This is a genomic window from Pararhodobacter sp., assembly GCF_034676075.1.
In the GTDB taxonomy this organism is placed as follows: Bacteria; Pseudomonadota; Alphaproteobacteria; order Rhodobacterales; family Rhodobacteraceae; genus Pararhodobacter.
The window spans coordinates 70,303-91,937 of sequence record NZ_JAUCCQ010000004.1; the positions used below are offsets into that span (position 1 = coordinate 70,303).

Genomic DNA, 21,635 nt, shown 5'->3' on the forward strand with positions numbered 1-21,635 from the left:
GCCATGAAATACCAGATCCCGACCGGCACCACCGCGGCCGAAGATGTCCTGAGCCGCCTGAAAGCCGCGGGGGTCGAGGTGCTCTTCGCCAATGGCGGCACCGATTTCCCCTCGATCATCGAGGCCTATGCGAATGCGGGCGAAAGCGGGCTGGACCTGCCCACGGTCCATACGATCACGCATGAGGGCGTGGCGCTGGGCATGGCGCATGGCTGGTATCTGATGAAGGGCTCGCCCGCCGGGGTCATGGTGCATGTGAACGTGGGGCTGGCGAATGCGGTGATGGGGCTGATCAACGCCCGATCGGAAAGCGTGCCGGTGGTGATGTGCTCGGGCCGGACGCCGCTGACCGAGGGGAACCGGTTTGGGTCCCGTTCCTCGCCGATCCACTGGGGGCAGGAGATGCGCGACCAGTCGGCGATGATCCGCGAGGTGGTGAAATGGGATTACGAGCTGCGCTATCCCGAGCAGGGCGGCGCGGTGGTGGACCGGGCCGTCAGCATCGCCATGAGCGAGCCGCGCGGGCCGGTCTATCTGTCCCTCCCGCGCGAGGTTCTGGCCGAGGAAAAGCCGATTCCGCCGCATCGCCCGGGAACTAACGTCGCGCCCACCAGCTACGGCGCCGCCGATCCCGCCGCGATCCGCCGGGCGGCCGAGGCTCTGGCCAAGGCCAGGCGCCCGGTCATCATCTCGCAAAGCCCCGACCATTTCGCGGGCTTCGATCTGCTGGCCGCGCTGGCCGAGACCCATGCAATCCCGGTCGTCGAATACTGGTCGATCCGGCAGGCCCTGCCGACGACGCATCCGATGCACGCGGGCCGCGAGCCGACGCCCTGGGTCAAGGACGCCGACGTGATCGTCGCGCTCAACGCCATGGTGCCGTGGATCCCCGAGACGGTCGAGCCGCCGGTTGACTGCACGATCATCGCGCTGGGCCCCGATCCGCTGCACCAGACGGTGCCGAACCGGGGCTTCCCCATCGACATCTCGCTGGCGGGGGGCATCACGCCGACGCTGGCCGCGCTGAAGGCGGAACTGGACGCGCTGGCCACCGACACCGCGCATCCCGAACGCCGCGCCCGGGTGGCCGAGTTCCGCGCGAAGCAGGCCGAGGGCGTGGCGAAGCGCGTCGCCGCCGGGCAGGGGCAGCCGATGAGCCCGGCCTATGTCTCGAAATGCCTGTCCGACGCGGCCGACGACAGCTTCACCTTCGTCAACGAGCTGGGCGTCGACCCCTCGGTGATGGAATTCCGCGCGCCGAACACTTTGTTCGGCTCGCCCCTGTCCGGGGGCCTCGGCTGGGGGATGACCGCGGCCTTGGGCACGCAACTGGCGGCGCCGGACCGGCAGGTGGTGGCCTGTGTGGGCGACGGGTCCTACCTCTTCGCCAATCCTTCGGCCTGCCACCAGACGGCGGCCGCGCTGGGCCTGCCGCTGCTGACGGTCGTCTTCAACAACGGCATCTGGAACGCGGTCCGCCGCTCGACGCTCTACATGTACCCGGACGGCAAGGCGGCGCAGGCCAACACCATGCCGATCACCTCGCTGGCGCCGATGCCCGACCACGCGGCGGCGGCCCGGGCGCATGGCGCCCATGCCGAGCAGGTGGTGGACGGCGCCGACCTGCCCGCCGCGATCCAGCGGGCGCTGGCCGCGACACGGGCCGGGCAGCAGGCGCTTCTGGAAGTGGTGGTGAGCTACTGATGGACCCGCGCCTCGTCCCGCTCCGGCGTCGTTTCCCCATGGTGGCGGATCTGGAACGCCGGGCGCGCTGGCGCATCCCGCGCTTTGCCTTCGACTTCCTGCAAGGCGGCGCGGGGGACGAGACGGGCATGCCCCGCAACCGCCGCGCGCTGCAATCCATCGAGGTGATGCCGCGCTATGGCGTGAAGGTCGGGGATGTGGACCCCTCGGCCGAGCTGTTCGGGCATCGCTACGCAGCACCCGTGGGGATCGCGCCCATCGGCTTTGACGGCATCATGTGGCCGGGCGCGACGCGCGCCTTCGCCGAGGCCGCGCAGGCGCTGAACCTGCCTTACATGGTCGGCACGCTGGCGACCGAGACCATCGAGACGGTCGCCGCGCTCGCCCCCGATGTGACTTGGTTCCAGCTCTATCCGCTGGCGGCCGAGGATCATCGCGTGACCTTCGACCTCGCTGACCGGGCGGAACGCGCGGGCGCCAAGGTGCTGGCCGCGACGCTGGACGTGCCCGCCCGTACCAAGCGGCCGCGCGACATGCGCAACGGCTTCGGGATGCCCTTCCGGCTGACCGCGAGCCTTTTCGCCCAGGCCGCCGTCGCCTGGCCCTGGTCCATGGCCATCGCCCGGCACGGCATCCCGACCTTCGCCAACATCGTTCCCTATTCCGGTCCCGGTCGCGATGTGACGGCGGCCTTTGTCGGCAAGCATGTTGGCGGCGGTTTCGACTGGGACGCGCTGGCGCGGCTGCGGGACCGCTGGCCGCGGGCGATGATGGTCAAGGGCGTGATGCACCCCGAGGATGCGGAACGGGCCGGGGCTTTGGGCATCGACGGGTTCGTCGTCTCGAACCACGGCGGGCGGCAGTTCGACGCGGCCCCGGCCTCGGCCGATGTGCTGCCGCTGGTCACGGCGGCGGTGGGTTCGCGGGCCACAGTGATGCTGGACAGCGGCGTCACGGCCGGCGTCGATGTGCTGCGCGCGCTGGCGCTGGGCGCCAAGGGCGTGCTGGCGGGCCGGGCCTTCATGCTGTCGCTCGCCGCGCTGGGCGATATCGGCGCGCGGCACATGGGCGGCGCGTTCATCGAGGAACTGAGCCTCGCCATGGGCCAGACCGGCGTCACCCGCGTCGAGGATATCCCGACGCTGGCCACCCGTCACCCGGGCGCCTGGAGCCTGCCATGAATCCCTTCCTGACCGACTTGACCGAGGCTTTGGGCGAGATAGTCTCGCTGAATGAGGCCGTCCGCGACCACCACGGCCACGACATGAGCCGTCTTCCCGCCCACCGCCCGGAGGCCGTGGTCTTCCCGACCGAAGAGGCCGATGTCGTCACGACGGTGAAGCTCTGCGCGAAGCATGGCGTGCCGGTGGTGGCGGTCGGCGCCGGCTCATCGATGGAGGGGCATACGATCCCGGTGAAGGGCGGCATCAGCCTCGATCTGAAGGGCATGAACCGCATCCTCGCCGTCCACGACGCCGATTTCGACGCGGTGGTCGAGGCGGGCGTGACCCGGAAGCAGTTGAACGAGCACCTGCGCGACCGGGGGCTGATGTTCACCGTCGACCCCGGCGCGGATGCGTCGCTGGGGGGCATGGCCTCGACCCGCGCCTCCGGCACCACGGCGGTCCGCTACGGCACGATGCGCGAGACGGTGATCGCCTTGCGCGTCGTCACGGCCTCGGGCGAGGTGGTGGAGACCGGGCGGCGGGTCAAGAAATCCTCGACCGGCTATGATCTGACGAAGTTGTTTGTGGGCGCCGAGGGGACGCTGGGCATCATCACGCAAGTTACCGTCCGGCTGCACCCGATCCCGGAGGTCACCGCCTCGGCCATCTGCGCTTTCGAGACGATGGAGGGCGCGGTGCAGACGGTGGTCGAGACCATGCAATCGGCCCTGCCGGTGGCAAGGATCGAGTTCCTCGACGAGGTGGCGGTGAAGGCGGCCAATGCTCACGCCGGGCTGGGGCTGAAGGTCGCGCCGACGCTGTTTCTGGAGTTCCACGGGTCCGAGCGTTGGGTCGCCGAGCAATCCGAGGCGGTGAAGGCGTTGGCGCTGGACAACGGCGGCTCGGATTTCGCCTGGTCGACGCGGCCCGAGGACCGGGCGCGGCTCTGGAAGGCGCGGCACGAGACGATCTATTCCAACCAGTCGCTGCGCCCGGGCTGCAAGACCTACACGACCGATGTCTGTGTGCCGGTGTCGCGGCTGGCCGAGGCGGTGCTGGAGGCCCGGCGCGAGGCCGATACCGCGCCCTTCCCGGTCAAGATCATCGGTCATGTGGGGGACGGGAATTTCCACGTCGGCTATCTGATCATGCCGGGGGACGAGGGCGAATACGCCATCGCCGACCGGCTGGCCGAGCGGCTTTACCAGCGGACGATGGACATGGGCGGGACGTTTTCCGGCGAGCATGGGGTGGGGGTGTCGAAGCTCAAATACCTGCGGCGCGAGCATGGGGGCGGGGTCGACCTGATGAAGGCGATCAAGGCGGCGCTCGACCCGCAGGGGATCATGAACCCGGGGAAGCTGGGGCAGGAGGGGTAGGACGCGGGCGGTGCGTGCGAGCACGCACCCTACGGGACGTTGCGGTGGTGGGATGAAATCCCACCCTACGGGTCCTCGGGCTGGGTTGCCTTGGCTCTATTCAGGAATGTCCCGCCCGGCGGCACGCCGGGCAGCGCTCTTCACGCGCAACAATGGGTCGTGGATGAGGAATGACCCGTAGGGTGCGTGCTTGCACGCACCTTGGCGTGGGCGGAGGTGGGATGGAATCCCACCCAACCATAGTCGCGGCACCTTGTAGGGTGGGATTTCATCCCACCCCGTCGCCGACCCCGGTGCGGGCGGCCGGACGCGCGCCCCGTAGGGTGGGGTTTCACCCCACCTACCCCCTCACCGCGTCAGGGCCGCCGTCTTGCACCCCAACACCCGCAAGATCTCGCCCGGCGCGATCAACACCTGCAACCCGCGCGCGCCGCCGTTCACATAGATCGCCTCGAAGGCCAGCGCGCTGTCGTCCAGCACCACCGGCGCCCGCGACCGCTGGCCGAAGGGGCTGACGCCGCCGACCTTGTAGCCCGTCCGCCGCTCCGCATCCGGTACCGGCATCATCTTGGCAGCCTTCCCGCCCAAAGCCGCCGCCGCCAGCTTCATCGTCAATTCCTGATCGGACGGCAGGATGGCGCAGGCCGGTTTGCCGTCGACCTCGATCATCAGGGTCTTGAACACCTGCGCCGGGGGCACGCCCAGCGCCTCGGCCGCCTGCAGCCCGACGCGGGGCGCTTCGGGGTCGTACTCGTAACTCGCCAGCGTGAAGGCCGCCTTGGCCTTGACCAGCGCCTGTGTCGCGGGGGTCGTCTTTGCCATGACGGCTTTCTGAACCCCCGCGCAGGCCGGTGCAAGTCAGCCGATGAGGGCCCGGGCGATGATCTCCAGCTGGATCTCGTTCGAGCCGCCGAAGATGCTCTGCGCCCGCGCGTTCAGATAGGCGGGGACGGCGACCTTGCGCTCTTCGGCCAAGGCGCTTTCCGGCGGCAGGGCGTCCAGCGGGCGCGTCGCCTCCCAGCGCAGGGCCTCGGGGCCGAGGGAATGGGCGGCGAGTTCGGTGATCGCCTGCCGGATCCGGCTGCGCTCGATCTTCATCACCGCCGCGGGCACCGCGCCCGGGTTCCCGCCCGAGGCCACGGCCGACATCGCGCCCAGCTCCAGCATGTCATTGGCGTCGATATCCGTGCCGATCTCGGCGAAGCGGGCGCGGAACAGGGGATCGCCGGTCAGGCCCGAGCCCTCGGCGATCCGCCAGAGCCGTCCATACAGCGCGCGCAAGAGCCCGCCGGCAAACGACCCGCCACGCTCGAACTCCAACAGGTACTTGGCGATTTCCCAGCCGTCGCCTTCCTCGCCCACGCGGTCCGCGACCGGCACCCGCACGCCGTCAAAGAAGGTCTGGTTGAACTCATGCGTCCCGTCGATCGACCGGATCGGGCGCAGGCTGACGCCCGGCGCCTTCAGATCGATCAGCAGGAAGGTGATGCCCTGCTGCTTCTTGCCGCTGTCATCGGTGCGGACCAGCGCGAACATCTTCGTCGCGTGATGGGCATGCGTCGACCAGATCTTCGAGCCGGTGACGATGTAGTCGTCGCCCTCCCGCACCGCCTTGCACGACAGCGAGGCGAGGTCCGAGCCAGAGCCCGGCTCGGAATAGCCCTGCGCCCAGAAATCCTGACCCTTCAGGATGCGGGGCAGGTAGAGGGCCTTCTGTGCCTCACTCCCGTAGCGCATCAGCACCGGGGCGATCATCTTGAAACTGGCGCCGCGGAAATGCGGCTCGCCGGCGCGCTCGCTCTCCTGATCGAAGAGGTAGCGCTGGGTCAGGGTCCAGCCGGGGCCGCCATGCTCGGCGGGCCATGAGGGGACGGCCCAGCCTTTCGGCAGCTTCTGCAGCCAGGTCAGCCCGGTGGGCGGATGGGCCAGGAACGAGGGGTTCAGGCGCTCGGCCCGTTCGGTGGCGGGGTCCAGCGTCGCGGTGAAGAAGGCGCGGACCTCATCGCGAAAGGCGATGTCCTCGGGCGACAGCGACAGGTTCATCCCCTCGTCCGGGCCGGGGCGCAGCAGGCCCTCCTCGCGCAGGGCGGGGTCGGCCATGAGGTCGGCGTATCGGGCGAGGTGGGCGTCGGTGTGGCCCCAGGAATTCTCGAAAGCGAAGAGGCGGCGCAGCCAGAGGCCCAGCGGCATCTCCTCGGACACGCCCATCGCGCCGTGCAGCTGGATCGCCTCATGCGCGACAGTGCGGGAGAGGCGCCCGATCTTGGCGCGGGCGCCCGAGACGGCGCGGGCACGGTCCCGGGGCGAGAGCGTCAGGCTGAGGGCGGCGAGCAGGGCTGAACCCCGGGCCTCGTCGCGCTTCACCGCCATCTCGGCCATGCGGTGCCTGAGCGCCTGGAACTTGGCCAGCGGCTGGCCGAATTGCACGCGGGTTCTGGTGTACTCGACCGTGGCCTCGATCAGCCCGTCCATGGCGCCGAGCGCTTCGGCGCAGGCGGCGGCATTGGCGCGGTCGAGCGCTTCGAGAATCGCGGGCGTGGCGTCCTTGGCGGGATCGCCAAGGGGGATTGCGGGGGTGGCGACGAAGGTCAGATCCGCGGCGCGGCCGCCGTCGATGTGGGCGTAGTCCGGGGCCGCGAAGGGCGTCACGGCGAAGACGCCGAGCCCTGCGCCGGTGGTGGCCGTGACCAGCCAGAGGTCGGCGGCTCCTGCATCGACCACCGCCGGTTTGACGCCATGCAGCGCCCCGTCCCAGCGGGTCGAGACGCCCAGAATCCCGCGTCCCTCGCTATGCGCGGCGGCGACGCGCAGCGTGCCCTCGGCCAGCGCGGGCAGCCACTCGGCCTTCTGCGCCGCACTCCCCGCCGCCTCGATCAGCGCTGCGGGCAGGACGGCACCCGCGACCCAGCCGGGGACACGGGCGCGGCCCATCTCCTCTGCCAGCACGCCGATCAGGGGACCCGAGCCGCCGAGCCCGCCGAAGGCCTCGCCCACCGGCAGGGCCAGCCAGCCCTGTTCGGCGAAATCGGCCCAGGCTGCGCCACGCGCCAGCACCCCCCGCGCGGCATCCCGCAAGAGGCGCTCGTCATCCCCCGATGTCAGCCGCATTCAGCCCTCGCGCACGTAGGACCCATGGCCGGGCCGATAGGTCTTGTCGTCGAGGAATTGCTTCAGCCCGTGTTCGCGGCCCTTTTCGGGGTCGACGAAGGTGGTCTGGTCGGCCTTGGCGGTCAGGTATTCCGCCGCCTGCTCCCAATCCATGTAGCGGGCGTATTTGTAGGCCATGCGCGCCTGCCGCAGGACGGTCGGGTTCTTGCCCAGCAGCACCTTGGCCAGCTCGGTCGTGCGGGCGCGCAGCTGGTCGGTGGGCACGGCCTCGTTGATGAGGCCCATTTCCTCGGCCTTGCGGCCGTCGAATTTCTCGCCGGTCATGACGTAATACATGGCCTTGCGGTCGCCCATCACGGTGGAGATGGCCTTCGACACCACGCCGCCCGGGATCACACCCCAGTTGATTTCGCTGAGGCCGAAGGTCGCGCCCTCATCGGCAATCGCCAGATCGCAGCAGATCAACGGCGTGAAGGCGCCGCCGAAGCACCAGCCGTTGACCATGGCGATGGTCGGCTTGGCGTAGTGGATCAGCCCGCGCCACTGCCAGTAGCGGGTCGAGCGATAGGCGCGCATGCGCTCCACATCCGAGACGCCATCGGTGGCGCGGAAGAAATCCTTCAGGTCCATCCCGGCCGAGAAGGCCTCGCCCACACCGGTCAGCACGATGACGCCGCAGCGCTCGTCCACTTCCAGCGCGTCGAGCGTGGCGCTCATTTCCTTGGCCAGCCCGACCGACATGGCGTTGCGCTTGTCGGGACGGTTGAGCTGCACCCAGGCGATGCCGTCCTCGAAGTCTACCAGGACATCCTGGCCCCAGGGATCATTGGACATGGTCTCTCCTTACGATTGGCTGACGGTCTTGGTGACCAGATAGGCATCCATCCCCTCGGTCCCGCCTTCGCTGCCGTAGCCGGATTGCTTGACGCCGCCGAAGGGGGTTTCGGGCATGTTTATCATGGTGTTGTTGATGCCGAGCATCCCGGCCTCGACCCGGTCGGCCAGCGCCTGCGCGGTCGCGCTGTCGCGGGTGAAGGCATAGGAGGCGAGGCCGAAGGGCAGGCGGTTGGCCTGATGGATGACCTCATCCAGCGACTGGAACCGGGCGGTCACGGCGATGGGGCCGAAGGGCTCCTCGTTCATGATCCGGGCGGTGTCGGGGACGTCGGTCAGGATCGTCGGCGCGAAGAAATTGCCCCGGTTGCCCAAGGCCTCACCGCCCAGGCGCAGACCCGCGCCCTGGTTCACCGCATCCTCGACCAGCGCCTGCATGGCGGTGATCCGGCGGGGGTTGGCGAGGGGGCCCATGGTCGTCGTGGGATCCATCCCGTCGCCGACCTTCAGCTTCTCGGCGGCGGCGGCAAAGCCGTCCACGAAACGGTCATGCACCGCCTCGTGGATATAGAAGCGGGTCGGCGCGATGCAGATCTGCCCGGCGTTGCGGAACTTCGCCCCGGCCAGCACCTGCACGGCGGCGTCCACATCGGCATCTTCGAAGATCATCACCGGAGCGTGGCCGCCCAGCTCCATCGTCGCCCGCTTGACGCCCGCCTTGGCGGCAAGGATCGCCAGTTGCTGGCCGACATTGGTCGAGCCGGTGAAGGTGATCTTGCGGATTTCCGGGGCGGCGATCAGGCGTTCGCTGACCTCGCCCGGGACGCCGCAGACGACGTTCAGCACGCCCTTCGGCAGGCCCGCATCGTCCAGTGCGCGGGCCAGTTCGATGACCGAGGCCGGGGTTTCCTCGGACGGCTTAATGACCATGGTGCAGCCGGTCGCCAGCGCCGCCGAGATCTTGCGCGCCGGGATCACGGCGGGGAAGTTCCAGGGGGTGAAGGCGGCGACCGGGCCGACCGGCTCGCGCGTCACCATCCAGCGCATGCCGGGCACGCGGGCGGGGACGATGCGGCCATAGGTGCGGCGGCCCTCGTCGGCGGTATAGTCGAAGATATCGGCCGAGATCAGCGCCTCCAACCGCGCCTCGGCGAAGGGCTTGCCCTGTTCCAGCGTCATCCGGCGGCCGATGTGGTCGGCGCGCTCGCGCAAGAGATTGGCCGCCTTGCGCAGGATCATCGCCCGGTCATAGGCGGGCATCCGGCGCCAGCTGGCAAAGGCCGCTTCCGCCGCCGCTGCCGCGCGGTCCAGATCCGCGGCGCTGGCATGGGGCAGCAGGCCCACCGGCTCGCCCGTCGCGGGGTTCAGCACCGGTTCGGTCTCGCGGCCCGCGGTGCCCAGCCATTCACCGGCGATGAACAGCTGCAAGGCGCCGTAGCGGTCGTCGATCTTGGTCATGGCTCACTCCGACACGAAGAGGGCGTCGAGCGCGACCGCGCCCTCGGCATGGACAACCAGCGGGTTGATATCGACCTCGAGGATCTGCGGATTGGCCCGCATCAGCGCGCCCAGCCGCACCGCCACCTCGGCCACCGCATCGACATCGCGCGCGGGCTGGCCGCGGAACGGGCCGAGGAGGCGGGCGGATTTCAATTGCAGGATCTCGGCCTTGGCGCGGGCGAGGCTGACATCGGCGGGCATCAGGCGGGAGTCGCGCAGCACCTCGATCCAGACGCCACCGAGGCCCACCAGCACCATCGGCCCCCAGTTCGGATCGCGCTTGGCGCCGATCACCAGTTCGAGGCCGGGCTGCACCATCTCCTCGACCAGCACGCCGTCCAGCGTCAGGCCCGGCGCATGGGCCGCGATATTGGCGTGGAGCCGGTCCCAACCGGCGCGCAGCGCAGCCTCGTCCTTGAGGCCGACGATGACCCCACCCGCGTCGCTCTTGTGGCTCAGCTTCGCGGCCTGCGCCTTCAGCACCAGCGGGTAGCCGATGCGATCTGCAATCGCGACGGCCTCGTCGGCGGTCCTGGCCATGTCGCCCTTCGGCACCGAGAGGCCCAGATCGGCCAGCACCTGTTTCCCGACATATTCCACCACCGCGCCGCCTTTGGGCAGGTCCAGCACCGGGGCGGTCCTCGTGTCGCGATCCTCGGCCGCGACGCGGGCGGCGGCATAGTCCGCCACCAGCTTCATGGCCCGCATGGCCCGCTCGGGCGAGCGGAAGAAGGGGATGCCGCAGGCGCGCACCTTTTCCATGAAGGCGGGCGCCAGCGGGTAATCGTCGCCGATCAGGCAGAAGACGATGGGCTTGGTCGCGGTCTCATAGACCGGCAGCAGGTAGTCGATCTTCTTTTCCTGCATGGCGGGCGAGCCGCCGGCATGGACGCTGAGGATGATGCCGACGCCCGGGTCCTTGAGCATCGCCGTGGCCGAGGTGCCGTAGATCCCGGGATTGGCGAAGCCCGTGGTGCCGATGTCGAAGGGGTTGTCGACATGGACGTAAGGCGGGACCTGTTCGGTCAGCTCGGCCGTGACCTCGGGGGTCAGGGTGGCGATGGGCAGGCCGATGGTCTCGCCGAAGTCGAAGGCAAGGCCGCGGATGGCGCCCGAATTGGTGACGATGCCCGCTGCACCCGGGCCGGGGGCGGGGAAGCGGGCGAGGATGGCGCAGGTGTCGAACATCTCGTCCAGCGTCGGCACGCAGACCACGGCCTCGGCCCTTGCGGCGGCCAGCATCAGCGCGTGATCGCCCGCCAGCGCCCCGGTGTGGGATTCCGCCGCTTTCCGGCCCCGTTCGGACGAGCCCGGGTGCAGCATGACGATGGGCTTGCCCAAGCCCCGCGCCCGGGCGGCCAGCGACAGGAACCGCGCCGGGTCGCGCAGCTGTTCGACATAGACGGCGATGACGGCGATTTTGGCGTCACTGAGCGCGTGTTCGATGAAATCCTCGGCGCTGAGCAGCGCCTCGTTGCCGGTGGCGACGACATGCGAGATGGCGACCGAGCGGGCCTGCAGCGCGAAACGGATATTGGCAGCGGTGGCGCCCGATTGGGCGATGATCGCCACGCGCGAGCCTTGGCCCACGTCGTGCCGCGCGACCGGCTCGAAGGTCATCGGCACACCGGCGACGAAATTGGTGTAGCCCATGCAGTTCGGACCCAGCAGCGCCACGCCCGCATCGGCACAAAGCTGCGCCAGCTCCTCCTGCGCGCGGCGGCCGTCTTCCGATGCCTCGGCGAAGCCCGAGGTGAAGATGACGATGGCGCCGACGCCCTGCGCGATGCAGGCCACGACCGAGTCGCGGATCGCCTTGAAGGGCACGATCAGCACGGCCACATCCACGCTCCTCGGCAGGTCGGCCACCGATTTGACGCAGGGCCGCCCGTTGATCTCGTCGCGTGATCGGCTGACGAGGTGGATGTCGCCCTGGAAGCCGAAGAGTTCGAGGTTGGACAGGACGCCGCCGCCCACCGAATCGCGTTCGGGCGTCGCGCCCAGAATCGCCACCGACCGCGGGTTGAGCAGGCGCTCGACCGCGCCGCGCGCGCTGCCCTCCGGCTTTGCAGTTTCGCCCATCATGCCCCTCCCTCAAGTCCCGGTTTTCAGTCCGGCGAAGGCATGGGTATCAGGGAGCCGTATATCTGTCAACGCGCCCCCTGATCCCCGTTCGCCCCGTCCTCAGCCGCGACCGAGGAAGGGCATGGTCACCGGCAGGATCGTACCCTCGTAGAGGTTCACGTCATCGGGCAGCGAGGCCATCAGCACCACGACCCGCGCCACGTCCGAGGCCGCCATGGTGCCCGGGCGCGGCTGGTCGGTGATGCCCGGCACCAGCGAGCTGACGGTCGAGCCCGGATGCACCATCGACACGGCGATGCCATGCGGGCGGCCGTCCAGCGCCAGCGAATGCGTCAGCCCCTCGAGGCCGAACTTGGTGGCGGCATAGGCGGCGGTATCCGGGCGCGGCACCTTGGCCGAAATCGAGCCCACGTTGATCACCCGCCCGCCGCCCGCCGGGATCATGGCGCGGAAAGCGGCGCGTGCGCCCAGGAAGACCGAGGTGAGGTTGATCGCCACCACCTCGGACCAGCGGTCGAGGGTCAGGTCGACGGTCGGGGTGTGATCGGCGATGCCCGCATTGTTGATCACCAGTTTCGGCGTGCCATAGGTGGCCTCGCAGGCGGCGAAGAGCGCTTCGACCTGTCCCTCGTCCGTCATGTCGGTGGGCACGGCCAGCGCGGTGCCGCCCTTGCCCTCGATCCCGGCCACCAGCGCGGCCAGCTTGTCGGCGCTGCGCGCGGCGACGACGACTTTGGCGCCTTCGGCCGCCAGAGCCTCGGCAATGGCCAGCCCGATGCCCGAGCTTGCCCCCGTGACGATGGCGATACGATCCTTCAGCAGCATGTCTTCCTCCCAGAGTGTCCATGTTCGGCCCCGACACGGCGGCCAGAATCAGCCCCCGCGTCGCAACAATCCTCCTGCGGTTGAGCGTCGGTCCCCGAGGTCCCCGCCGAGGGCGGCGTTCTGCCCGCAAGATCGGCCCCGCAAGGCCTGTCATCCGACATCGTATAAATTCATGTGACAGAGTTGAAGTGATATTCGGGAGCCGAATATACAAAAAAATCACGACAATACAGATATTTGCGAGGCGTTTACGTGAACGTCAGGCTTGATCTCGGCGCGAATCACCGCGAAAATACCTGTTGACTGCGGGGGCCTGTGCCGCATGAATGAGGGCAGGAAGCGGTCGCCCGACCGGGTTCCCGTTCGGATCGTACCCCGGCAAAAGGCGGGTCCGTTCCGACGAAATCCGGGTGCGACTGCCGCCGACACCGAGCGTGCCTCAGGGAGATTGGGAGGATTGACCCTATGATGGACCTGCTTAAGACCACTCGCCGCCAGCTGCTGTCGCTGGTCGGCGCTGCGGCCATGACCGCGGCCGTTTCGGCCCCGGCGCTGGCCCAGACCAGCGATTTTCCGAACCGGCCGATCACCTTCATCTGCGCCTTCCCGGCCGGGAGCGGTGCCGACACGCTGGTTCGCTATTTCGCCAACGCGATCCAGGAAGCCACTGGCCACACGATCATCGTCGACAACAAGCCGGGCGCGGCGGGGACGATCTCGGCCGAGTTCGTGGCCCGCTCGGATCCCGATGGCTACACCGTCTATGTGCATTCGGGCTTCTCGACTGCGGTGAACTATTCGCTGTGGAACAACCCTGCCATCGATCCGCGCACCGACCTGCGCGGCGTCGCCGGGATCAACGAACAGCCCTTCTTCATCGTCGTCGGTGTCGATTCGACGATCCAGACCATCGAGGAGCTGAACGCCTATCTGCTGGCCGAAGGCGAGAACGCGACCTATGGCACCTCGGCCACCTCGGGGCGGCTGCTGGCGGCGCAATACCTGTCCGAACTCGGCGCCACCCCGACCGAAGTGCCCTATCGCACCGGGATCGAGATGGTGCCGGACGTGGTCAACCTGGCCGTCGATTTCGCCGTTACCGACCCGGTCACCGCCATGGTGCAGGCCCGCGAAGGCCGGGTGCGGGTGCTGGCCACCGGCTCGGGCTCGCGGATGGACATCGCCCCTGACGTGCCCTCGCTGACCGAATACGGCATGACCGTGGATCAGGTCGGCGTCTGGGCCGCCTGGGTTCCGGCCGGCACGCCCGACGATGTCGTCGCCACCCTGGCCGAGATGTTCGGCACGGTGATGGCCGAGCAGGGCACGCAGGACTTCCTGCGCACGATGGGCGGCGTTCCGTGGATCGCCACGCCCGAGGAAGTGGACCAGCGGATGCGGGAGAACGTCGAGCAGGGCGCCTTCCTCGTCGATCTGGCGCAACTTCCGCGCAACTGACCGGGGCGCGCGTGATCGCGCCACCTGCACGAACCGAGCGTCGGGGGGCAGGGCTCTCCGACGCTCTTGCATGAGGGGCCCGACGCCAGGGTCCAAGGCACACGGGAGGTGCTTTTGAGCAGAATAAAGGCAGTCGACATCCTGGCAGGGGGATTCGTCGTACTCATCGGCGTCCTTGCCATCGTTGAATCGACCAGTTTCGACATGGGCACATCGCGCCGCATCGGGCCGGGATACTTCCCGTTCTACGTCGGCGTGCTGATGGTCCTCCTCGGCCTCGTCATCGCGGTCGAGAACCTCTGGACCCGGACCGCCAGCGATTTCGGCTGGAGCTTGCCGCCGATGCGCTCGCCCTTCCTGATCCTGGCCGCCGTCGCGGCCTTCGCGGTGATGATCGAGCGCTTCGGCATGTTCCCGTCGATCTTCGTCGCCGTCTTCCTCGGCTCGCTGGCCGACACCAACACCTCGATCTGGCAGAAGCTGACGATCTCGGTCGCCGTCCCGGCCGTCTGCGTCGCCATCTTCAAATACGGGCTTTCGCTCAACGTCGATGTCATCCGGTGGCGCCCATGAGCGATTTTGCTTCCAACCTCGCGCTCGGCTTCTCGGTCGCCTTCTCGTGGCAGGCCATGTGGTACTGCTTCGTCGGCGTGACGCTCGGCACCTTCATCGGCGTGCTGCCGGGGATCGGCGCGCTGGCCGCCATTGCCCTTCTGCTGCCGCTCACCTTCGGCATGGAACCGGCGCATGCGCTGATCATGCTGGCGGGGATCTATTACGGGTCGAACTATGGCGGCTCGACCGCCTCGATCCTGCTGAACCTGCCCGGCACCCCCTCGTCGGCGGTGACCTGTATCGAGGGCTACCCGATGTCCCAGCAGGGCAGGGCGGGTGTGGCGCTCTTCATGACCGCCATCGCCTCGTTCATCGGCTCGATCTGCGGCATGCTTATCATGGCGATCTTCTCGCCGCCCATCGCCGCGCTGGCTTTCAGCTTCTCGGCGCCCGAGTTCTTCTCGTTGATGGTGCTGGGCATGGTCGCGGCCTCGACGCTCGCCTCGGGCTCGCCCATCAAGGGGCTGGCGATGATCGGGCTGGGGCTGATCCTGGGCATGGTCGGGCGTGACCTCTATTCGGGTCTGCTGCGCTTTTCCTATGGCGTCGACCAGCTCTATGAGGGGCTGCCGCTGGTGGCCGTGGCGCTCGGCATCTTCGGCCTGCCCGAGGTCATCAAGAACGCGGGCCAGATCACCGGCCGCACGGTCGAGGCGCGCTCGATCTCGTTCTCGTCCATGTGGCCGACGCGCGACGACTGGCGCCGCAGCTGGGGCGCGATGTTCCGGGGCACGGGGCTGGGCTCGTTCTTCGGGGCGCTGCCGGGCACCGGCGGTTTGCTGGCCAGCTTCATGTCCTACGCCACCGAGCGCCGCGTCTCCAAGGATCCGTCGCGCTTCGGCAAGGGCGCCATCGAGGGCATCGCCGGGCCCGAGGCCGCCAACAACGCCGCCGTGCAGACCGCCTTCATCCCGACGCTGACCCTGGGCATTCCGGGCGATATCGTCATGGCGATCATGCTGGGGGCGCTGACCATCCACGGGATCCAGCCGGGCGTTTCGGTGATCAACAATCACCCCGACCTGTTCTGGGGCCTCTTGGTCAGCTTCCTCTTCGGCAACCTGATGCTGCTGATCCTCAACATCCCGCTGATCGGGCTCTGGGTGCGGATCCTGGCGATCCCGTATTGGGTGCTCTACCCGTTCATCATCGCCTTCATCTGCATCGGCGTTTACAGCGTCTCGAACTCGGTCGTGGACCTCTATGTGCTGATGTTCTTCGGCGTCCTCGGCATCGTGATGAACATCCTGCGGTTCGAGCCGGCGCCGCTGGTGCTGGGCCTGATCCTGGGGCCGATGCTGGAAGAGAACCTGCGCCGGTCGCTGACGCTGTATCGCGGCAGCTACACGGTGTTCCTGACGCGGCCGATCTCGGCCCTGTTCATCGGCATCGCCGTGCTGATCCTGGCCTGGACCATCTATGGCATGTTCCGCGCCCGGGCGCGTCGCCGCGCCGCGCTGGCCGCGGGCGGGGAGTGACCGGACCCCGGTGACACACGAAAGGGCGGCAGGGTGATCCTGCCGCCCTTTTCTTTTGCACCCGCGAGGGAGCGGCACGGAAAAAGGGCGGCCGGATCGCTCCGCCGCCCCCGTCTTTCCCAACCCTTGAGCTGCGCTCAGTCGCCGCTGCGGTCGTAGGCGCCCAGACCCGGGCGATAGCGCTTCTCGTCGATGAACTGGCTCATGCCCTTGGCCGCGCCCTGGGTGCGGTCGCGGAAGGTCGTCGAATCCGCCTTGGCCATCAGGTATTCCAGCGCCTGATCCCAGCCCATCTGCCGGACATGGTGATAGGCGGTCTTGGCGCCGCGCAGGACATGCTGGTTCTTGGCCCGCAGGGTCTGCGCCAACGTGCTGACCTCGGCGTGCAGCTGGTCGGCGGGCACCGCCTTGTTCACCAGCTTCATCTCGGCGGCCTGTTTGCCGTCGAAGGTCTCGCCGGTCATGATGTAATACATCGCATCGCGCTGGCTCATCACCATGGACACCGATTTCGTCACGATGCCCGCGGGGATGATGCCCCAGTTGATTTCGGACAGGCCGAAGGTCGCGTCCTCGGCGGCAATGGCCAGATCGCAGCCGATCAGCACCTGGAACGCCCCGCCGAAGCACCAGCCATTGACGGCGGCGATGGTCGGCTTCCTGTAGAACATGGTCCGGCGCCATTGCCAGGCGGCGTTCATCGCGAAGAGCTTGTCGCGCTCATGCGGCGGCCAGGCCTCGGTCTCGCGGAAGTATTCCTTGAGGTCCTGACCGGCCGAGAAGGCGTTGCCCGCGCCGGTGATGACGATGACCTCGGCCTCGTCCATGGCCTCCAGCGCGTCCATCACCGCCGTCATCTCGTAGACGATGCCGGGGTTGATGGCATTGCGCTTGTCGGGCCGGTTCAGGGTGACCCAGGCCACGCCGTCCTCGATGGCGAGGGTGACATTATCCCCCCAGCCCTTGCCTGCACCATCGTGACTCATTGTCAGACTCCCTGAGTTCCACTACGCTTTGATGCTGAACATATCAGGGTGCCTTATACTGTCAATGTCCGAAAACATCGCTTTGTCCGACCTTCGCCCGCGGCTGATCTATCTGGTCAACAACATCAACCTGCTGACCCGCAAATCGCTGGACGAGCGCCTGAAGGCGCACCAGCTGGGCGGGCTGCAATACACCATCCTGACGCTGGTCCGGGACCGCGAGGGGATCTCCTCGGCCGAACTGTCGCGGCGGTTCTTCGTCACGCCGCAGACGATGAACGAAAGCGTCACGGCGCTGGAACGCCGGGGCCTGATCACCCGCTCGGAGAGCGAGGCGAACAAGCGCATCCTCTGCGCCCGCATCACCGACGAGGGCCGCGCCCTGCTGGCGCAATGCGACGCCATCGCCAACGAGGTCGAGGCCGAGGTCTTTGGCGGTCTGCCGCAGGCCGACATGAAGACCCTGCACAGGATCCTGCGCGACCAGCTGCACCGGATGATGCAGCAGGTCTGAGGGTCCGGCTCAGGCGGGGATCGGCAGCCGCGTCGCGTCGTATTCGAACAGCCAGTCGTAGCGCAGGCGCACCTTGTCGGGCTGCCATTCGCTTTCGACGTATTGCGGTGCCTTCACCGGGTCGGCCAGCACCGGGTTGTGGAACCGGTGCAGGTTGGCCTCGGAACCCTTGACGATCGCCGCCGTCCGCTCGCTGCGCAGCCCTTCATAGGTCATCAGCGCCCCGGCCGGATCCTGCTGGTTCTCGTCCAGGCAGCGGGCCAGGATATAGCCGTCCTCGATGGCCATGATCGCCCCCTGCGCCAGGAAGGGCAGGGTCGGGTGGCAGGCGTCGCCCAGGAGCGTGACGCGCCCTTGCGTCCAGTGCGGCAGCGGGTCACGCGCCGCCAGCGCCCAGCGGAAGGGCGTGCCCATGACGTCGATGACGGAGTGGATCAACGGGTTCCAACCGGCGAAATCGGCCTTGCATTCCTCGGTACTGCCGGCCGCGGTCCAACTTTCGCTGGTCCATTCGCGGTTTTCCACCAGACCGACGAAATTCATCAGCCGGTTGCCGCTGATCGGATAGGTGATGACATGCCCGCCCGGGCCGATCCAGTTGGTCCCCACCGGGCGCTGCAGCTCGGCCGGGAGCGCCTCCATCGGCGCGAGGCCCCGCCAGGCCATCAGCCCGGTAAAGCGCGCCTTGGGCGATTGCCACATCTGCGAGCGCATCCGCGAATGCACGCCATCGGCGCCGACCAGCAGATCGCCCCGCTCCCGCCGCCCGTCGGCCATGAGCAGCGTGACGCCGCTGTCGTCCTGCTCGAACCCCATGGCCTGCGCGCCGGTCACCACCGCGCCGGGCTTGGCGGCCAGCACCGCCTCGGTCAGCACCCGGTGCAATTCCCCACGATGCGCCATCCAATAGGGCGCCCCGAACCGGGCGATGCTGTCGGCGCCGAGGTCGAAGAGCTTCCAGCTCTGCCCGGTGTTCCACAGCCGCACCTCCTTGGCCGCGGCCTCGCAGATCACCGGCTTCAGGGCTTCCTCCAGCCCCATCTCGATCAGCACCCGGGTGCCGTTCGCGGCCAGTTGCAGGCCCGCGCCCAGTTCCTTCAACTCGGGCGCCTGTTCGAAGACCGTGACGTCGAAGCCGCGTTGCAACAGGGCCAGGGCCGCGGTCATGCCGCCGATCCCGCCGCCTGCGATCAGTACCTTCGCCTTGGCCATCTCAGCCCTCCAGCTTGCGGGCAGCGCACCAATCGGCCACCGCGTCGATACAGGCCGCCAGCAATTCCGGCTGGCCCAGGTAGTAATGCGTCGCGCCTTCCAGCTCGACATAGGTCTTGTCCGGCGTCGCCAGCGCGTCGCGGATCGCCGGGTTATGCGTGGCGGGCACGGCATCGTCGGCGGTGTTGACGATCTGCAGGACCGGCGCGCGGGTGATCTTCGCCGCGTTCATCGGGCCCTTGGCGTTGGACAGGTCATAGCTCCACTGGCTGAGCCAGGACCTGAGCGAGGTGTAGCGCGCCAGCCCCACCGGCCCCACGTTCACCGTCAGCGGATGGCCCATATAGGTCCATTCCGGCCGCCGCCCGTTCGGGTCCAGCGTCGGATCCAGCCAGCGCGGGTCGCACATCGTGCGGTGGACGACGAAGGCGCGCTCCACCTCGGGTGTGCCGCGGGACTTCAGGTTGTTCAGCAGGGTCAGCGCCCAGTCGGTGATCCGCCGGTTCCGGGCCCGCTGCGCTTCGCGGAAGCGGGCGACGAAGGACGGGTCATAGGGCGGCTGATGCGGGCAATCGGGGCTGTAGATGTCGAGGTCGGGGTCGCGCCGGTCGGGGTCCGTCTCGTCCAGGACCGAGGGGTCCAGCCATTCGGTCAGCGTCTCGGCCCGGCTGAGATGGGCGGCGATGAAGATGACGCCATCCGCCGGGATCAGCCCCGCCGCGGTCAGGTCCACCGGGTCGCCGGCGGGGGTGTGGGTGATGGTCGGGTTCTCGGCCTGCGCCTGATAGAAGAGCGACAGCGACCCGCCGCCGGACCAGCCGACCAGCACGACCTTCTCATAGCTCAGGGTTTCACGCGCATGGCGGATCCAGGCGCCGAGGTCCAGCGCCACCTTCTCCATGATCAGCGCGGAATCGTTGCGGGCATAGCGGCTGGCGGCGCAGAGGACGTGGAACCCCCGGTCGGCCAGCGCCATCGGCATCGGCAGCAGTTGCAGGGTCGAGGTCGGGTGCATGAAGACGAAGACCGTCTTCGACGGGCGCTCGCCCTTCAGAAGCTGCCCCTCCAGGTTCACCATGCCCGAGTTTCCGGCGAAGCCGTAGACCTCGGTCGCTTTGACCTGTTCGGCGAAAGAGACGATCTGCAAATGCCGCTGCCACGGGGTTTTCTGCTGCATTTTCAGGGTCTTTCCGTCTCTCTTCCAGGGGGTGTCCGCCTGTCGGCGCATTTGCTTTTGTCAAACGTGGTTCAATTATTCCGAATATCCGGCCCGCGTCAACCATTTCGCGGACATGAAAAAGGCCGCCCCCGGGGGCGGCCTTTCGCGGGAAGGACGGGGTGTCAGGCGTTGGCCAGCAGCTTGGCCTTCTTGGCGCCCCAGGCCTTGAGCACGTCATGCGCCTCGCGCGCCTGCTCTTCCAGATAGCCCGGTTCGTCGACCCGGGCGGTCACTTCCAGCCGCAGCCCGTTCGGGTCGAAGAAATAGATCGACTTGATGAAATGGTGGTCGACCACCGGCGTGACGCTGACGCCCGATGCCTTCAGCCGCTCGCCCATCGCCTCGACCTCGGCCACGCTCGCCACTTCGACGGCGAAATGCATGACCCAGCCGGGGGTGTTGGGCGAGGGTTCGGGCATCTGGTTCTCGCCCAGATCGAAGAAGGCGATGTAGGAGCCGTCGCCCATCTCGAAGAAGAAATGCGCATAGGGCTTTTCCTCGCCGGTCGAGGGCACCTTGTCCGACATCATGCAGGCCACCAGCGGCAGGCCCAGGATGTCTTCGTAGAAATGGCGGGTCTCCTCGCCGTCGCGGCAGGGGAACGAATAATGGTAAAGACCCTTGATCTTGGGCGGTTGCATGGAATCCTCCTCAGCTTGCCTTGACAGGATGGCATGCGGGCGGCCAGTCTGGCGTCCCCATTCAGGGGGGACAGGAAGTATGCCGGACAACCTCGCCGATCTGATCCTCACGCTGGGCGAGCCCGGGTTCGGGCCCGCGTTGATGCGCTTTCTACGCCACGAATGCGGGGCCGATCTCTGTTCAGTCTTCGCCATCGAGGGGGACAGCGCCCGGGTGCTGGTCGCCGAAAGCGCCGATCCCGAGGCCAGCGCCTTCGCCCGCATCGCCTCGCTGCGCTATGCGCAGCGCTATTGGCGGCGCGACACTTCGGCGGTGACGGCGCTGGGCCGGGCGCATCGGGCGATGCAGGTGCTCAAACGCCCGGCGCAGGGGATCCGCGACATCGACTACCGTCACGAATGCTATACCGAGGGCGCGGTGCTGGAGCGGCTGTCGCTCTATCGTGCGGGCGCGCCAGGGATCATCGCCAACGCCTATCGCGCGCGTGACACCGGCCCCTTTCCGCCCGCCGCGCTGCGCGCCTTCGCCGAGCGCGCGCCGGTCCTGCACGCGGCGCTCTTGCGGCACGCGCGGCTGGTGTCGGTGGCGGTGCCCGCCGATCCGCTGGCGGGACTGAGCCCGCGTGAGGCGGAGGTGGCGCGCCTGACCGCCGCGGGCGAAGACCAGCCCCGCATCGCCGAGACGCTGGGCCTCGCGCCCAGTTCCGTCATAACCTACCGCCGCCGGGCTTATGCGAAGCTGGGCATCGCGGACCGACACCAATTGCGGCGGCTGCTGGAGGCGGGGGCGGGGTGACGATGCGCCCGGGGTGCCTGGCGGAGGGTGCGCCGCTTAGGCCCCCGGAGGTGCCCGTTGGCTGACCGTCCTGACGCCGGGCCGAGGCGGCGTCCCCGGATTGGAAAGTCGTGCC

Annotated in this window: 18 protein-coding genes; 8 read left to right on the plus strand and 10 right to left on the minus strand. The window is 68.3% G+C overall.

Going from position 1 to position 21,635, the window contains the following annotated elements; genetic code table 11:
• Positions 1 to 3 precede the first annotated feature (3 nt).
• The 3 genes from VDQ18_RS03130 to VDQ18_RS03140 are packed head-to-tail and all read left to right on the plus strand — an operon-like array spanning position 4 to position 4,249.
• On the plus strand, positions 4 to 1,704 hold the full coding sequence (locus VDQ18_RS03130; protein WP_323019557.1) for a thiamine pyrophosphate-requiring protein: 1,701 nt from the start codon (positions 4 to 6) through the stop codon (positions 1,702 to 1,704).
• Positions 1,704 to 2,885 (plus strand): alpha-hydroxy acid oxidase, encoded by a 1,182-nt coding sequence (locus tag VDQ18_RS03135; RefSeq protein ID WP_323019558.1) that lies wholly within the window; start codon positions 1,704 to 1,706, stop codon positions 2,883 to 2,885. Before VDQ18_RS03130 ends, VDQ18_RS03135 begins: the two co-directional genes overlap by 1 nt.
• Positions 2,882 to 4,249, plus strand: a complete 1,368-nt coding sequence (locus tag VDQ18_RS03140) for an FAD-binding oxidoreductase (RefSeq protein ID WP_323019559.1) — start codon at positions 2,882 to 2,884, stop codon at positions 4,247 to 4,249. The genes VDQ18_RS03135 and VDQ18_RS03140 overlap by 4 nt, the downstream gene beginning before the upstream one ends.
• Before the next feature lie 348 nt (positions 4,250 to 4,597).
• On the opposite strand, the gene ybaK is transcribed toward VDQ18_RS03140, so the two are convergent.
• From ybaK to VDQ18_RS03170, 6 genes are all read right to left on the minus strand, one after another.
• Entirely contained in the window at positions 4,598 to 5,071 is a 474-nt protein-coding gene (ybaK, locus tag VDQ18_RS03145; RefSeq protein WP_323019560.1) for a Cys-tRNA(Pro) deacylase, read from the minus strand.
• Between the two features lie 36 nt (positions 5,072 to 5,107).
• Positions 5,108 to 7,357, minus strand: coding sequence for an acyl-CoA dehydrogenase (locus VDQ18_RS03150; protein ID WP_323019561.1), 2,250 nt, complete (start codon positions 7,355 to 7,357; stop codon positions 5,108 to 5,110).
• The gene (locus tag VDQ18_RS03155; protein WP_323019562.1) at positions 7,358 to 8,191 is read right to left on the minus strand and encodes a p-hydroxycinnamoyl CoA hydratase/lyase; all 834 of its coding nucleotides are present in this window, start codon (positions 8,189 to 8,191) and stop codon (positions 7,358 to 7,360) included.
• Positions 8,192 to 8,200: 9 nt separating this feature from the next.
• Positions 8,201 to 9,649, minus strand: coding sequence for an NAD-dependent succinate-semialdehyde dehydrogenase (locus VDQ18_RS03160; RefSeq protein ID WP_323019563.1), 1,449 nt, complete (start codon positions 9,647 to 9,649; stop codon positions 8,201 to 8,203).
• 3 nt (positions 9,650 to 9,652) lie between these two features.
• A complete protein-coding gene (locus VDQ18_RS03165) occupies positions 9,653 to 11,773 on the minus strand; it encodes an acetate--CoA ligase family protein (protein WP_323019564.1) in 2,121 nt (706 codons plus the stop codon).
• A 102-nt stretch (positions 11,774 to 11,875) separates the two neighbouring features.
• The gene (locus VDQ18_RS03170) at positions 11,876 to 12,601 is read right to left on the minus strand and encodes an SDR family oxidoreductase (RefSeq protein WP_323019565.1); all 726 of its coding nucleotides are present in this window, start codon (positions 12,599 to 12,601) and stop codon (positions 11,876 to 11,878) included.
• 465 nt (positions 12,602 to 13,066) lie between these two features.
• Between VDQ18_RS03170 and VDQ18_RS03175 the strand changes: the two genes are divergently transcribed.
• The 3 genes from VDQ18_RS03175 (at position 13,067) to VDQ18_RS03185 (ending at position 16,152) form a co-directional block, all read left to right on the plus strand.
• Positions 13,067 to 14,059 (plus strand): tripartite tricarboxylate transporter substrate binding protein, encoded by a 993-nt coding sequence (locus VDQ18_RS03175; protein WP_323019566.1) that lies wholly within the window; start codon positions 13,067 to 13,069, stop codon positions 14,057 to 14,059.
• Positions 14,060 to 14,173: 114 nt separating this feature from the next.
• Complete coding sequence (locus VDQ18_RS03180) at positions 14,174 to 14,632, plus strand: tripartite tricarboxylate transporter TctB family protein (protein WP_157958012.1); 459 nt, start codon at positions 14,174 to 14,176, stop codon at positions 14,630 to 14,632.
• Entirely contained in the window at positions 14,629 to 16,152 is a 1,524-nt protein-coding gene (locus tag VDQ18_RS03185; protein WP_323019567.1) for a tripartite tricarboxylate transporter permease, read from the plus strand. Before VDQ18_RS03180 ends, VDQ18_RS03185 begins: the two co-directional genes overlap by 4 nt.
• A 137-nt stretch (positions 16,153 to 16,289) precedes the next feature.
• Here VDQ18_RS03185 and VDQ18_RS03190 read toward each other — a convergent pair whose 3' ends face one another.
• Positions 16,290 to 17,138 (minus strand): p-hydroxycinnamoyl CoA hydratase/lyase, encoded by an 849-nt coding sequence (locus VDQ18_RS03190; RefSeq protein WP_323019568.1) that lies wholly within the window; start codon positions 17,136 to 17,138, stop codon positions 16,290 to 16,292.
• Positions 17,139 to 17,202: 64 nt separating this feature from the next.
• Here VDQ18_RS03190 and VDQ18_RS03195 point away from each other — a divergent pair, with 64 nt between their 5' ends.
• Positions 17,203 to 17,652 carry a MarR family transcriptional regulator gene (locus VDQ18_RS03195; protein WP_323019569.1) on the plus strand — a complete coding sequence of 150 codons (450 nt, stop codon included), beginning with the start codon at positions 17,203 to 17,205 and terminating at the stop codon, positions 17,650 to 17,652.
• A gap of 9 nt (positions 17,653 to 17,661) precedes the next feature.
• Here the strand turns inward: VDQ18_RS03195 and VDQ18_RS03200 are convergent, their stop codons facing one another.
• From VDQ18_RS03200 to VDQ18_RS03210, 3 genes are all read right to left on the minus strand, one after another.
• On the minus strand, positions 17,662 to 18,864 hold the full coding sequence (locus VDQ18_RS03200; RefSeq protein WP_323019570.1) for an FAD-dependent monooxygenase: 1,203 nt from the start codon (positions 18,862 to 18,864) through the stop codon (positions 17,662 to 17,664).
• 1 nt (position 18,865) lies between these two features.
• Positions 18,866 to 20,041: an alpha/beta hydrolase gene (locus VDQ18_RS03205; RefSeq protein ID WP_323019571.1), complete on the minus strand. Its 1,176-nt coding sequence runs from the start codon at positions 20,039 to 20,041 to the stop codon at positions 18,866 to 18,868.
• Positions 20,042 to 20,205: 164 nt separating this feature from the next.
• Positions 20,206 to 20,724, minus strand: coding sequence for a VOC family protein (locus VDQ18_RS03210; protein WP_323019572.1), 519 nt, complete (start codon positions 20,722 to 20,724; stop codon positions 20,206 to 20,208).
• A 79-nt stretch (positions 20,725 to 20,803) separates the two neighbouring features.
• Here VDQ18_RS03210 and VDQ18_RS03215 point away from each other — a divergent pair, with 79 nt between their 5' ends.
• Positions 20,804 to 21,520 (plus strand): helix-turn-helix transcriptional regulator, encoded by a 717-nt coding sequence (locus VDQ18_RS03215; protein ID WP_323019573.1) that lies wholly within the window; start codon positions 20,804 to 20,806, stop codon positions 21,518 to 21,520.
• The last annotated feature ends 115 nt before the right edge of the window (positions 21,521 to 21,635 follow it).

What these genes read in the sequence shown, in the direction of transcription:
- VDQ18_RS03130 (WP_323019557.1), top strand. Translation starts at nt 4, where the DNA reads ATGAAATACCAGATCCCGACCGGCACCACCGCGGCCGAAGATGTCCTG.
- VDQ18_RS03135 (WP_323019558.1), top strand. Translation starts at nt 1,704, where the DNA reads ATGGACCCGCGCCTCGTCCCGCTCCGGCGTCGTTTCCCCATGGTGGCG.
- VDQ18_RS03140 (WP_323019559.1), top strand. Translation starts at nt 2,882, where the DNA reads ATGAATCCCTTCCTGACCGACTTGACCGAGGCTTTGGGCGAGATAGTC.
- ybaK (WP_323019560.1), bottom strand. Translation starts at nt 5,071, where the DNA reads ATGGCAAAGACGACCCCCGCGACACAGGCGCTGGTCAAGGCCAAGGCG.
- VDQ18_RS03150 (WP_323019561.1), bottom strand. Translation starts at nt 7,357, where the DNA reads ATGCGGCTGACATCGGGGGATGACGAGCGCCTCTTGCGGGATGCCGCG.
- VDQ18_RS03155 (WP_323019562.1), bottom strand. Translation starts at nt 8,191, where the DNA reads ATGTCCAATGATCCCTGGGGCCAGGATGTCCTGGTAGACTTCGAGGAC.
- VDQ18_RS03160 (WP_323019563.1), bottom strand. Translation starts at nt 9,649, where the DNA reads ATGACCAAGATCGACGACCGCTACGGCGCCTTGCAGCTGTTCATCGCC.
- VDQ18_RS03165 (WP_323019564.1), bottom strand. Translation starts at nt 11,773, where the DNA reads ATGGGCGAAACTGCAAAGCCGGAGGGCAGCGCGCGCGGCGCGGTCGAG.
- VDQ18_RS03170 (WP_323019565.1), bottom strand. Translation starts at nt 12,601, where the DNA reads ATGCTGCTGAAGGATCGTATCGCCATCGTCACGGGGGCAAGCTCGGGC.
- VDQ18_RS03175 (WP_323019566.1), top strand. Translation starts at nt 13,067, where the DNA reads ATGATGGACCTGCTTAAGACCACTCGCCGCCAGCTGCTGTCGCTGGTC.
- VDQ18_RS03185 (WP_323019567.1), top strand. Translation starts at nt 14,629, where the DNA reads ATGAGCGATTTTGCTTCCAACCTCGCGCTCGGCTTCTCGGTCGCCTTC.
- VDQ18_RS03190 (WP_323019568.1), bottom strand. Translation starts at nt 17,138, where the DNA reads ATGAGTCACGATGGTGCAGGCAAGGGCTGGGGGGATAATGTCACCCTC.
- VDQ18_RS03195 (WP_323019569.1), top strand. Translation starts at nt 17,203, where the DNA reads ATGTCCGAAAACATCGCTTTGTCCGACCTTCGCCCGCGGCTGATCTAT.
- VDQ18_RS03200 (WP_323019570.1), bottom strand. Translation starts at nt 18,864, where the DNA reads ATGGCCAAGGCGAAGGTACTGATCGCAGGCGGCGGGATCGGCGGCATG.
- VDQ18_RS03205 (WP_323019571.1), bottom strand. Translation starts at nt 20,041, where the DNA reads ATGCAGCAGAAAACCCCGTGGCAGCGGCATTTGCAGATCGTCTCTTTC.
- VDQ18_RS03210 (WP_323019572.1), bottom strand. Translation starts at nt 20,724, where the DNA reads ATGCAACCGCCCAAGATCAAGGGTCTTTACCATTATTCGTTCCCCTGC.
- VDQ18_RS03215 (WP_323019573.1), top strand. Translation starts at nt 20,804, where the DNA reads ATGCCGGACAACCTCGCCGATCTGATCCTCACGCTGGGCGAGCCCGGG.